This is a genomic window from Candidatus Planktophila sp. (assembly GCF_044348745.1).
Classification (GTDB): domain Bacteria; phylum Actinomycetota; class Actinomycetes; order Nanopelagicales; family Nanopelagicaceae; genus Planktophila.
This window is the reverse complement of record NZ_JBIKSG010000032.1, coordinates 1-12,136: the sequence shown is the minus strand read 5'-3', so window position 1 is coordinate 12,136 and position 12,136 is coordinate 1. Positions and strand designations below refer to the sequence as shown.

15 protein-coding genes are annotated in these 12,136 nt (G+C 47.0%); 10 read left to right on the top strand and 5 right to left on the bottom strand.

Annotated elements, in window-relative coordinates:
* Positions 1-603 (top strand): aldo/keto reductase (locus AC9UH7_RS05325; RefSeq protein WP_509595993.1); only part of this gene is annotated, 603 nt, incomplete at its 5' end.
* Here the strand turns inward: AC9UH7_RS05325 and AC9UH7_RS05320 are convergent.
* Positions 600-1,127, bottom strand: a complete 528-nt coding sequence (locus AC9UH7_RS05320; protein WP_509595991.1) for a DUF3043 domain-containing protein — start codon at positions 1,125-1,127, stop codon at positions 600-602. The two genes, AC9UH7_RS05325 and AC9UH7_RS05320, sit on opposite strands and share 4 nt — an antisense overlap.
* Positions 1,128-1,225: 98 nt before the next feature.
* Between AC9UH7_RS05320 and AC9UH7_RS05315 the strand changes: the two genes are divergently transcribed.
* From AC9UH7_RS05315 to AC9UH7_RS05285, 7 genes are all read left to right on the top strand, one after another.
* Entirely contained in the window at positions 1,226-1,573 is a 348-nt protein-coding gene (locus tag AC9UH7_RS05315) for a HesB/IscA family protein (RefSeq protein ID WP_509595989.1), read from the top strand.
* Between the two features lie 31 nt (positions 1,574-1,604).
* Positions 1,605-2,579, top strand: coding sequence for a carbohydrate kinase family protein (locus AC9UH7_RS05310; RefSeq protein WP_509595987.1), 975 nt, complete (start codon positions 1,605-1,607; stop codon positions 2,577-2,579).
* 75 nt (positions 2,580-2,654) lie between these two features.
* Positions 2,655-3,404: an aa3-type cytochrome oxidase subunit II gene (gene ctaC / locus AC9UH7_RS05305; protein ID WP_509595985.1), complete on the top strand. Its 750-nt coding sequence runs from the start codon at positions 2,655-2,657 to the stop codon at positions 3,402-3,404.
* A complete protein-coding gene (gene ctaD, locus AC9UH7_RS05300) occupies positions 3,401-5,056 on the top strand; it encodes an aa3-type cytochrome oxidase subunit I (RefSeq protein ID WP_509595983.1) in 1,656 nt (551 codons plus the stop codon). The genes ctaC and ctaD overlap by 4 nt, the downstream gene beginning before the upstream one ends.
* A gap of 3 nt (positions 5,057-5,059) precedes the next feature.
* Positions 5,060-5,464 (top strand): cytochrome c oxidase subunit 4, encoded by a 405-nt coding sequence (locus AC9UH7_RS05295; RefSeq protein ID WP_509595981.1) that lies wholly within the window; start codon positions 5,060-5,062, stop codon positions 5,462-5,464.
* Entirely contained in the window at positions 5,464-5,937 is a 474-nt protein-coding gene (locus AC9UH7_RS05290; protein WP_509595979.1) for an SRPBCC family protein, read from the top strand. Before AC9UH7_RS05295 ends, AC9UH7_RS05290 begins: the two co-directional genes overlap by 1 nt.
* On the top strand, positions 5,889-6,788 hold the full coding sequence (locus AC9UH7_RS05285) for a DMT family transporter (protein ID WP_509595977.1): 900 nt from the start codon (positions 5,889-5,891) through the stop codon (positions 6,786-6,788). The genes AC9UH7_RS05290 and AC9UH7_RS05285 overlap by 49 nt, the downstream gene beginning before the upstream one ends.
* Here AC9UH7_RS05285 and qcrB read toward each other — a convergent pair.
* The 4 genes from qcrB to ctaE are packed head-to-tail and all read right to left on the bottom strand — an operon-like array spanning position 6,785 to position 10,792.
* Entirely contained in the window at positions 6,785-8,368 is a 1,584-nt protein-coding gene (qcrB, locus tag AC9UH7_RS05280) for a cytochrome bc1 complex cytochrome b subunit (RefSeq protein WP_509595976.1), read from the bottom strand. The genes AC9UH7_RS05285 and qcrB overlap by 4 nt on opposite strands.
* Positions 8,368-9,360: a cytochrome bc1 complex Rieske iron-sulfur subunit gene (gene qcrA, locus AC9UH7_RS05275; protein WP_509595975.1), complete on the bottom strand. Its 993-nt coding sequence runs from the start codon at positions 9,358-9,360 to the stop codon at positions 8,368-8,370. The genes qcrB and qcrA overlap by 1 nt, the downstream gene beginning before the upstream one ends.
* A gap of 4 nt (positions 9,361-9,364) precedes the next feature.
* Positions 9,365-10,156, bottom strand: coding sequence for a cytochrome bc1 complex diheme cytochrome c subunit (gene qcrC / locus AC9UH7_RS05270; RefSeq protein WP_509595973.1), 792 nt, complete (start codon positions 10,154-10,156; stop codon positions 9,365-9,367).
* A 12-nt stretch (positions 10,157-10,168) separates the two neighbouring features.
* Complete coding sequence (gene ctaE, locus AC9UH7_RS05265) at positions 10,169-10,792, bottom strand: aa3-type cytochrome oxidase subunit III (protein ID WP_509595971.1); 624 nt, start codon at positions 10,790-10,792, stop codon at positions 10,169-10,171.
* A 158-nt stretch (positions 10,793-10,950) separates the two neighbouring features.
* Here ctaE and AC9UH7_RS05260 point away from each other — a divergent pair, with 158 nt between their 5' ends.
* Positions 10,951-11,373 carry a hypothetical protein gene (locus tag AC9UH7_RS05260; protein ID WP_509595969.1) on the top strand — a complete coding sequence of 141 codons (423 nt, stop codon included), beginning with the start codon at positions 10,951-10,953 and terminating at the stop codon, positions 11,371-11,373.
* An 8-nt stretch (positions 11,374-11,381) separates the two neighbouring features.
* A partial coding sequence (gene trpD / locus AC9UH7_RS05255) for an anthranilate phosphoribosyltransferase (protein WP_509595967.1) occupies positions 11,382-12,136 on the top strand: 755 nt, incomplete at its 3' end.

Sequence of the window (12,136 nt, the reverse complement as noted above, 5' to 3'; positions counted from 1 at the left end):
AGTGCATTCGATGACCTAATTCGTGCCGGAAAAGTTCACTACATTGGTTTTTCTGAATGGAACGCTGCTCAGATTAAATCTGCCTTAGACATTCAAGATGCCCGTGGCTATAACCGTTTTGTTTCAAGCCAGCCACAGTATTCTGCTTTGTGGCGCGTAATCGAGGCAGAAGTTGTCCCGCTTTCTCAGAAAGAGGGAATCGGCCAAATCGTGTGGTCACCGATGGCGCAAGGAGTTTTAACCGGTAAGTACTTGCCAGGAAAGAAAGCACCTGCAGGATCTCGTGCCACAGATAAGGGAAGTGGCGCAAACATGATTAAAGGTTGGATGCGCGAAGAAGTACTTGAAGCGGTCCAAAACTTAAAGCCAATTGCTGATGGAGTTGGGCTAACTATGGGGCAACTTGCAATTGCTTGGGTACTTCAAAATCCAAATGTTTCATCTGCGATCATGGGTGCTACAAAGCCAAAGCAGGTCAAGGAAAACGTGAAAGCATCTGGAGTAAAGTTAGATGCTGATGTCATGAAAGCAATTGACAAAGCTTTAGGCAATCTTCCAGAACGTGATCCAAAGAAAAATGAAAGCCCGAATCCTCGAGCTTAGTTTTTCTTCTTACTGGGTTTAACTTGAGGATGTGGCGCACGTAGGCGACGCATTTGCGTTGAACGAAGCCATGCATACATTCCAAGGCCCTTTGTTTCGGTGCCTGGGAATTGCGCTTGTACAGCTTTGCGAATTTTTCGTGAGAGAAGAATTCCATCGATGATGGCGACAATTAGCATCGCATACATAATTGCGATCGCACCTAATTGAATAACAGGATTCCGAATGAGCGTGAGAACTAAGACAACGAAGATTGTTGGAAGAAAATACTCACCTGTTGAACGACGTGAATCTACATAATTTCGAACAAATCGCCGGGCAGGACCACGATCGCGAGCTGGCAAAGCAGACTCTTCACCGCGAAGATAGGCAGCGCGCTGAGCGATTCGATTTTCTCTCGCCTGTGCCTTAGATGTTCGCTTCTGATCTTTTGTGACGATAGGAGCAAGTGATGAAACCTTACGCTTTGACTCTGCTTCTTTGCGTTTAGGGGTTGGTCGACCTTTACCTTCATGTGAACTCATGGCTTAACTATAGAGGCCGTGTTGAACCGGCCCTCAACTCGCTAGCCGGACACGAGGGGAGTAGGATTTGGGATAGGAGTCAATCAAGGAGAGAAATAATGACAACTGAAGCAACGACAACAACAGGTATTCAACTAACAGATGTGGCCGCCTCAAAGGTTTCTGCTTTGCTAGCCCAAGAAGGTCGCGATGACCTCAACCTTCGTGTTGCCGTGCAGCCAGGTGGATGTTCAGGCCTGAAGTATCAGCTGTACTTTGATGACCGCAATCTGGATGGGGACATTGTCCGCGAGTTTGGCGCAGTAAAGGTGATCACGGACAAGATGAGTGATCCTTACTTGTCTGGTGCAACTATTGATTTTGTTGACACAATAGAAAAGCAAGGATTTACAATCGATAATCCAAATGCACAGGGCTCTTGCGCCTGTGGCGATTCATTTAACTAAGTAACTGCGCTTTTCGCACTAGTATCCCCACATGAAAATTGGTGTAGCGGGTTCGGTTGGTCTTGATCATTTAATGACCTTCTCCGGCAAGTTCACGGACTCCTTGGTTGCTGGGTCTTTGCAGAAAGTTTCACTCTCTTTTCTTGTAGATAGCCTGGATGTTCGACGCGGTGGTTGTGCTGCAAACATCGCTTTTGGAATGGGCGTTCTTGGACTCAATCCCGTTCTTATCGCCGCCGTTGGAAAAGATTGGGCAGATTACGATGCCTGGCTCTCACGTCACGGCGTTGATACCTCGCACGCATTAGTCTCAACAACTTTACACACCGCACATTTTGTCGTTACGACAGATCAAGAGCTCAATCAGATTGCTTCCTTCTTTCCAGGTGCGATGTCTGAGGCCAGAAACATTGAACTTTCTCCGATCATGGAAAAAGTTGGACGCTTAGACATGATGGTTATTTCTCCTGATGATCCAGAGGCGATGTTGCGCCATTCAGAGGTTTGTCGCCAACAGGGGATTGCATTTGCTGCAGACCCTTCTCAGCAAATGGCCCGCATGACAGGCGAAGAAATTAAGCTGCTGATCGATGGTGCCTCGTATCTATTTTTGAATGAATACGAGCTGGCACTTGCCATGCAAAAAACTGGCTGGACAGATCGCGAGATTCTCGAGCGCGTGAAATACCGAGTCGTGACTTTAGGGTCAATGGGGGCAAAGGTTGAAAGTGCTGCCGGAGAGTTTGTTCAAGTGGGTTGCCCTAAGGAGAAGGCGAAGATAGATCCAACCGGAGTTGGAGATTCCTTTAGATCAGGTTTTATTGCCGGCCTAGCATGGGGTCTTTCTCATGAGCGCTGCGCCCAGCTGGGGGCTTTGATCGCCACCTATGTCATTGAGACCTTGGGTACCCAGGAATACCGCTTCACTCCTGCTGAGTTTGTTGCGCGATTTGCTGAGAGTTATGGGCAATCTGCTTCAGATGAGATTGCAGTACACCTCAAGTAGATGTGAGGAGCGCCACCACTCCAGGTGAATGCGCTCGTGCTACGCATAGGCCCAATTCAAACTATCCTTACACCCATGTCTCGCTCTTTCTTCTCGCGCTTGCGAGCACTTCTCTTGTTTCTTCCAGTTCTTCTGCTCACGAGCTGTTCAAGTGGGACCGACTGGGGTTTTCCAGAAGGAGTTTCAAGCGTCAATGACGCATCACTGTCTTTATGGATAGGTGCGTGGATCGCTGCAGGCGTGGTTGGAGTAATCACACTCATTTTGATTTTATGGCCCGCTGTTTTCCATCGCGGAAAGAAAGATGGTCCGGAATTTCCTAAGCAAACGCAGTACAACGTTCCGGTTGAGATCGCATACACAATTATTCCATTTGTTATCGTGGCCGTTCTTTTCTATTTCACAATGGAAAGACAAAACATCATCACGGAAAAGACAGACACCTATGCTCATGAAATTACCGTTGAGGGATTTCAGTGGTCATGGCAGTTCGGCTATCCAGAAGCAGGCCCGCAAGCTGTTGTTACCGGAACGCCGACACAAACTCCCACTCTTGTAGTGCCATTAGGGGAGCGCGTGCGATACACGATTACCTCTAATGATGTAGTTCATGGTTTTTGGATCCCAGCATTCATGATTCAAATGCAAAACCTTCCGGGTGTGACTAATCATCTTGAATTCACGGCAAAGAAGTTAGGCGAGTTCCCGGGGCGCTGCAATATTTTGTGTGGGCGTAACCATTCGCAAATGCTATTTACCGTAAAGGTAGTTACACCTGACGAATACGATGCGTATTTAGAAACACTTAAGGGAGGGCAAGCATGACAACTTATGCACAGCGTCCAACGGTAACCGTCAATGGAGCAACGCCTACGCCAAAGGGAAAGTCCTTCGTTAAGTGGGTTACATCAACTGATCACAAGACCATCGGTTATATGTACTTGATTACCTCGTTTGCTTGGTTCTTAATCGGAGGAGTCCTTGCTCTATTTTTGAGAGCAGAATTAGCCCGACCAGGTATGCAGTTCTTGAGTAATGAGCAGTACAACCAGATTTTCACAATGCACGGAACAATCATGTTACTTATGTTTGCAACCCCATTGTTTGTGGGCTTTGCCAACGTCATCATGCCCCTGCAGATCGGTGCAGCAGATGTGGCCTTTCCACGTTTAAACATGTTTTCTTATTGGCTCTTCTTATTCGGTGGCTTAATGACTTTTGCTGGATTCCTATCTCCAGGGGGAGCGGCATCATTTGGTTGGACCGCATATGCGCCACTGTCTAACTCTGATTACTCACCAGGTATTGGTGGGGATTTATGGTTGATTGGCCTAGCAATAAGTGGTGTTGGAACCATTCTTGGTGGAGTCAATTTCATTACGACTATTTTCACGATGCGTGCTCCAGGTATGACGATGTTTCGTATGTCTATCTTTTCCTGGAACGTATTGCTCACTTCGATTTTAGTACTACTCGCATTTCCACCACTAGCTGCAGCCTTCTTAGGATTAGAAGCAGATCGACTTTACGGCTCGCATTTGTTTGATCCGGCCAATGGCGGTGCGATGCTGTGGCAACACCTCTTTTGGTTCTTCGGCCATCCCGAGGTTTACATTTTGGCGCTACCATTTTTTGGAATAGTTACAGAAATTTTGCCAGTCTTTAGTCGCAAGCCAATCTTTGGATACTTAGGTCTCATTGCTGCGACGATTGCAATCGCAGCTCTCTCAGTATCTGTTTGGGCCCACCACATGTTTGCAAGTGGTCAGGTGTTACTTCCATTCTTCTCCTTTATGACTTTCCTGATCGGCGTACCTACTGGAGTAAAATTCTTTAACTGGATAGGAACTATGTGGAGAGGTCACGTGACCTTCGAAACTCCAATGCTCTGGGTTATGGGCTTCCTAGTAACTTTCTTGTTTGGCGGATTAACCGGAATCATTCTGGCTTCCCCTCCTCTAGATTTCGCGGTCTCTGCGAGCTACTTCGTTGTCGCACATTTCCACTATGTGTTATTTGGAACCGTTGTGTTTTCTATGTTTGCAGGTTTCTATTTCTGGTGGCCAAAGATGACAGGGCGCATGCTCAATGAACGCCTAGGAAAGATTCACTTCTGGACATTGTTCGTTGGTTTTCACCTAACTTTCCTTATCCAACACTGGCTCGGTATTAAGGGCTTCCCACGTCGTTATGCCGATTACTTGCCAGGAGATGGCTTCACCTTCATGAACACTGTCTCAACTATTGGTTCATTCCTGCTGGCGCTTTCCATGATCCCATTTGCAATCAATATTTGGATTACTCGTAAGGCACCACTTGTGGGAGTTGATGATCCTTGGGGTTATGGAAGTTCCCTTGAATGGGCCACCTCATGCCCACCACCACGACATAATTTCTTATCGATGCCGCGCATTTCAAGCGAACGCCCAGCCTTTGATCTGCACCACCCTCATGTGAAAATTGAGGGGAAGCATTAAAAGATGAAAGCCTCATGGAAGTTATTTGGTGGCCTTGCGGTTTTCTATGCGATCGTCACGGTCATTTATGTAGTAATCGGAGGTGAGCCATTAGGCATTAGTGGTTTGCTTCTATCGGCATGCTTAGCGGGAATGATCGGTTTCTATGTGTGGTTTACTCAGAAAAGAATTGGCGTTGAACTACCTGAAGACAATCTAGAAGCTGAAATCTCAGATGGTGCTGGCGAACTAGGTTTCTATAGCCCGCACTCATGGTGGCCTTTGCCGGTAGCACTGAGTGCTTGCACACTTGGGTTAGGGCTTCTGATCGGCTGGTGGCTATCACTGATTGGACTTGGCGCGCTCATGATTTCGGTTATTGGCATGGTTACCGAATATGAAAAGCCAGCGGACAATATCTCTCACTAATGAGTACCCCAAGAGCTGAAATTCTTGCCACAGATAATCCGAATAAGACCGCTGCGCGCATAGTTGTTAATGCACCGGCTTCCAGAATCTTTGCTTTATTAGCTAACCCGTCATCTCATCAACTCTTTGACGGATCTGGGACTATTCAAAAAGCGATTTCAGGCCCAGAGCGTTTGTTTCTTGGCGCTAAGTTCTCCATGGCAATGAAGATCAAACTTCCTTACCGCATTCAAAACACGGTAGTGGCTTTTGAAGAAGACAAAAAGATTTCGTGGTGCCACCTGATGAAGTGGACCTGGACATACGAACTCACAAACTTAGGAGATGGTTCCACGCAAGTCACCGAATCTTTTGATGCAAGTGATATTCCAACCTTCGCCAAGTACTGGCTTAAAATCACCGGAACTATTGCGCACAACCCTAAATGGATGGCGAAATCGTTAGTCCGATTGAAGTCAATTTGCGAGGCTTGAAGTTAGCTAGTTTTGCACCAATTCTTTTTGTAATTTTGTGGAGCACTGGCTTTGTGGGCGCAAAGTATGGATTGCCCTATGCCGACCCCTTCATCTTTTTATCTATTCGAGTTTTGATAGCCGCGTTATTGTTGTTTGCAATCGCTGCACTCTTGAAATCACCAATTGCAATAGGAAAATCAGCGATATCTAGATCTGCACTGATTGGCTTTTTCCTTCATGCCTGCTATCTAGGTGGTGTTTTCTTTGCGATTTCAAAGGGACTGCCAGCTGGGGTAGCAGCGGTAGTAACTAGCGTGCAGCCAGTACTGGTCTCCTTGTTGGCGATAAAGGTGCTAGGAGAGACCCTCAAAATTAAACAGATCGTGGGGTTATTCCTTGGATTTGTTGGAGTGATATCAGTGTTGGCTCCTTCATTTAAGGCAGATATGCCAATAAGCGGAGTAGTTGCAATACTCGTAGCTTTATTGGGAAGTACCACTGCTACTTTGTTGCAGAAAAAGATAGGTACTGATGTGCCACTTATCTCCGGCACGGCTTATCAATACCTTGCAAGTGGCTTGGTTTTAGGTGTGGCAGCTATTGCAACTGGCGGCACACGAATTCAATGGAGCCAAGAATTCATTGTTACCTTTATCTGGCTGTTAGCCGCCTTATCTGTTGGAGCTATTTTGCTATTGCTGTGGCTGTTAAACACAGGCAGTGCGGCCTCTGTGTCATCTTTGCTCTACTTAGTCCCACCCGCAACCGCTCTTGAAGCCTTCTTCTTATTTGGAGAAAAAGTAAACATCCAGGGACTCCTAGGAATAGGAATTACTGCCTTGGGCGTTTGGCTCGTTATAAGAAATTAGTGGTGTTCGATTTCCTTCAGATCATCAGCTGAAACCTTCGTGACCTGCTCTGCATTGGCAACGCTCATGCGCGAACGAAGCTTGTTACGTAACGCTCCAGCACGCTTCACGCCACGGGAATCAACTGGTGGCAACTCAAGTGGAGGTGCTTGCTCATGTGAAGTAAGAAGGTAGGCCTTCTCAGGAGAAATCGGTTCATGAACTTCAACAAATTCACCATGAGGCAAACGCAGCAGCGTTCCTGTCTCTCGTCCGTGAAGAACTAATTCTCGATCGGCGCGTTGGAGAGACAAGCAAATCCTTTTAGTAATGACAAATGCAAGCGGAGGAAGAATCAGAACGCCAAAGCGAGTGCCCCACATAATTTGGTTAATGGAAAGATCAAAATGGGTTGCGATAATGTCGTTTCCACCGTTTATCAAAGTTACCAACACAAAGGTCAATGACATGACACCGAGGGCTGTTCTGTTTGGTGCATTACGAGGGCGATCTAATATGTGGTGTTCACGCTTGTCGCCAGTAATCCAACTTTCAATGAATGGATATAGCGCCATGCCGGTGAACAAGATTCCAGGAATGATTAAGCCAGGAATCAGAATGTTCCAAGAGATCGTATAGCCGAATAGATAGGTTTCTATTGGGGGAGCCATGCGGACTAACCCATCGAGCCATCCCATATACCAATCGGGTTGGGAACCGGCAGAGATTTGCCCGGGCGTGTAAGGACCATAGAGCCAAATTGGGTTAATAGATGCAACGGCAGCTAAGAACGCGGTCACACCAAAGACGATGAAGAAGAATCCACCAGCTTTTGCCATGTAGGTAGGCATAAGTGGGTAACCAACAACGTTCTTTTCTGTGCGCCCTGGACCTGGGTACTGAGTGTGCTTCTGATACCAGACCATCATTAAGTGCGCGGTGATTAAGGCTAAGAATGCACCTGGCAAAAGTAATACGTGCACGATGTATATACGTGGAATGAAAGCTTCACCCGGGAACGCTCCGCCGAATGCAAAGTAGGCAAGGTAGGACCCAACAACAGGTAAGGCTTGAATTATCGCCTCTGCAATTCGAATTCCAGTACCTGACAAAAGATCATCTGGAAGTGAGTAACCAAGGAAACCTTCAACGATTCCGAGAGTTAAGAGTCCAATACCGATGATCCAGTTACCTTCACGAGGCTTACGAAATGCTCCGGTAAAGAAAACACGCATCAAGTGGGCAACGATTGCTGCCATAAAGATAAGTGCAGCCCAGTGGTGAATTTGGCGCATCAAGAGGCCACCACGAACTTCAAATGAAATGTGCAATGTTGATGCATAGGCGGCAGACATCTTGATTCCCTCTAGCGGTTCGTAGCTGCCTTCGTAAATAACTTCACGTTGTGAAGGATCGAACCAGAAAGTAAGAAAGGTTCCAGAAAGCAACAAGATCACAAATGAGTAGAGGGCAACTTCACCTAACAGGAAAGACCAGTGGTCAGGAAAGACCTTTTGCAGGTTCTTCTTCATCCACGCAGCAGCTCCTGTGCGCTCATCTACATAGTTGGCGACAGTCCCTAAACGTTGCTCAGTTGTCATTATGAATTACGCTCCCAGAAACTAGGTCCGACTGCTTCGGAAAATGGTTTACGTGCGACTAGATAACCTTCGCCATCGATAGTGATATCTAGTTGAGGCAAAGGACGAGCTGCAGGACCAAAGATAACTTTTGCTGCACGGGTCACATCAAATGTTGATTGGTGACATGGGCATAGCAAGTGTTTGGTCTGTTGCTCATAGAGAGCAACCGCGCAGCCCATGTGAGAGCAAATCTTTGAGAACGCGATGATTCCATCATGAGTCATTGCCAATCTATCTGCCTCAAGATTGAACTCTTGTGGGCGAAGACGGATAAGAAGGACTGCATCCTTTGCAATGTCGCTGAGTTTTCTGTGTTCTGGGTCTGCAATTTCTGGGAGAACCTGGGCAACAGCGCCGACTTCTAGATCAGAGGCTTTAATGCGGCGATTTCCAGGATCTGTCACCAGATATGTTCCTGACTTCCAGGTTGTCTTTTCCAGTTCATTGCCTGGCAAAGGACCTAAATCGCGAAGAAGCAGTAGGGGAGATAGAGCAGATAATCCAAGAGCCGCACCTAATGATCGTTTGATTAATGAGCGACGCCCAAGACCAGAAGCACTTGCACCTTCTTTAACGGCTGCAACAAATTCCTTACGATCAGAATCGGGAGAACGAAACTCATGTCGTTGAGCAACCACTTCGGTATCTGGCATCAATGTCTTTGCCCAGTGAATTGCACCTAAACCAATAAAGAATAGTGAGATAGCCATACCCAAACCAAGGCCAAGTTGGTGAGCATTTTGATCACCCATGACAGGGATAAAAATGAAGACATCATCTGGGATAAAAACGTAGGAAACGATGAGCAGAATTGTCCCAAGCGCAGAGATTCCAAAGAGTGTTGCTACTTGTCGTTCTGCACGATCTGCAGCCTTCGGATCGGTATCAGCCTTACGGTGAACGTGTGCTGGCAACCCTGGATCTTTTATTGCTTCAATTTCATTACTCATAGTCCTACTTCGCCTTCATCGCTAGCCACACAGCAACACCGATAAGCAATCCCAAACCAAGTACCCAACCGAGCAAACCTTCTGTCACCGGTCCAACACGTCCAAGGGATGCACCACCTAGGTTTGGTTCATTTTCTGCAAACTTAATCCACTTGATGATCGAAAGTTTTTCAGCAGGAGTGAGCGTCTTATCGCTAAACACTGGCATTGACTGTGGCCCTGTAACCATCGCTTCGTAAATGTGCTTTGGCTCAACCCCCATCAATGTCGGCGCATATTTTCCTTGTGTTAGCGCGCCACCTTGTCCAGCAAAGTTGTGGCACATGGCGCAGTTATTGCGGAATAGCTCGCCACCTTCTGCAGTGTTTCCATCTCGCTCATAATTTAAGGATGACTCACTTGGAATTTCGGGTCCTGGAGCAAGGGATGCAACGTATGCAGCTAACGCTGCTGTTTCAGCAGCGTTGTAAAGAGGCTTCTTGCGCATTGCTTGAGTGCTCATGTCAGCCATTGGCATGCGCCCTGTTCCGACCTGGAAATCAACTGAGGCAGCGCCAACTCCGATAAGTGACGGAGCGATCAAGGCACCTTCTGCATTGAGTCCATGGCATGAAGAACATCCCTTGAGAAAGATCTGGCGACCCTCTTCAATTTGTGCGGAACGATCTACAACTTGTGTTGTTTCAGAAGTTACGGCACTTGCCACACTGAATGTGGCACCGATTGCCAGAAGTGCAAGCAAGAGTAGAAAAGGTCCAGACGCCTTATGGCGACGGTAGCGAGATAAACGCTTCAAATCATTTCCTAACTACTTAATCAGGTAGATCGCCGAGAACAGCGCGATCCACACAACATCAACAAAGTGCCAATAATATGAAACAACGATTGCGGTTGTTGCTTGTTGGTGAGTAAAGCGTCGAGCCTTAGCAACACGCACCATCACAATCAAAAATGCAATAAGGCCACCGGTCACGTGCAAGCCGTGGAAGCCTGTAGCCACATAGAAAATAGAACTGTAAGCATCAGATGAAAGAGTTTTTCCTTCAGAGACCAACATTGCGTACTCATAAATTTGACCAGAAACGAAAACAGCACCCATTAAGAATGTCGCGGCAAACCATTCGCGCATTCCCCATTTATTAACCTGGAAAATATTTCCTGTTCGATGATTTTGAAAACGCTCAGCAGCAAAAACACCAAACTGACATGTAACAGAAGAAAGAACAAGAATGGTTGTGTTAATCGCTGCGAATGGAATATTGAGTAGCTCTGTTGACTCAGCCCAAATTGCTGGGCCTTGGACTGCACGAATAGTGAAGTACATGGCAAACAAAGCGGCAAAGAACATAAGTTCACTAGCAAGCCACACGATCGTGCCCACGGCTACAGCGTTAGGGCGTGTGATTTTTTGATGTGCGACGGTGCTGGACATAGGGGAGATTATTCCCGAAATAGTGCTCGGCGTCTCCCACAGATGCCTTCCGGGTGTCGATTTTGAGCATATCTAAAGTGAAACGGATCACTGTAAAAGAGGTGGCTCCTGCCACTGAAAGTACTTCCCATTTGGGTCTTCGAGAATAGACTTTGCCCATGTCAGAGACCAAAAAGCAGATCATCGTTTACTCAGATGATTCATCGGTTCGTGCATCAATTGTCTCTGCCCTAGGCCGTCGAGTCGCTGCTGATCTTCCAGAGCATGAGATTCACGAATTTGCCACAGGATCTGCACTTCGTGCTTATGTTGATGGCAAAAGCGTAGGCGGCGGAGCACGAGCACATCTGTTTATTTTGGATGGCGAGGCTGCGCAAGAAGGTGGCATGGGTATTGCTCGACAGTTAAAGGATGAACTCTTTGATTGCCCGCCAGTCTTGGTAATTACTGGCCGAAAAGAGGATGCGTGGTTGGCTGCATGGTCGATGGCTGAGGCATCTGTTGTTCATCCGATTGATCCTTTCACTCTTGCAAAAACAGCTGCGCAATTACTTCGCGGCACCACACTCGTTTCTGCTTAACTAATCAAATGATTGACACGCGCTGGGAGCTACACATCTCGCGTTTGCGTTCTGGTCTAGACCTTGATGTGGCAGAAGTTCAGTGGTGCATGAACGAGATCCTCACCGGAAATACAGAAATCGATGTAATCAAAGATTTTCTAATTGCTCTGAAGTCAAAAGGTGAAACTTCCTTAGAAGTTGGAGCCCTCGTCGACCAGATGTATGAGCATTGCGCTCCAATTACGATCAAGGAAAGAGCCGTTGACACAGTTGGTACTGGCGGGGATGGTGCTCACACAATAAACATTTCAACAACAGCTGCCATCATCGCGGCAGCAGCAGGAGTCAAAGTTGTAAAACATGGAAATCGTGCAGCATCGTCGAAGTCCGGATCAGCTGATTTACTAGAAGCCTTAGGGATACATATTAACCTTGATGGAACTGGTGTTGAAAAGACATTTTCCGAACTTGGTATTGGGTTTTGTTTTGCTCCCGTTTTCCATCCAGCGATGCGCTTTGCCGGTCCTGCGCGCAAAGAATTAGCAACACCAACGGTCTTTAACATCTTGGGCCCTATGGCTAATCCTGCCAAACCACAGGCTGCAGCTATTGGTGTTGCCAATGAAAGCATGCACTTAGTTATGGCTCAGGTACTGAGTGATCGTGGCGTGGATGGTTTCGTTTTTCGCGGGGATGATGGTTTAGATGAAATCACCTTGGCCACAACAACCTCGGTGCTGACAATTGGCGGCGGTGAGATTACAAGAGGCCTTATCGACCC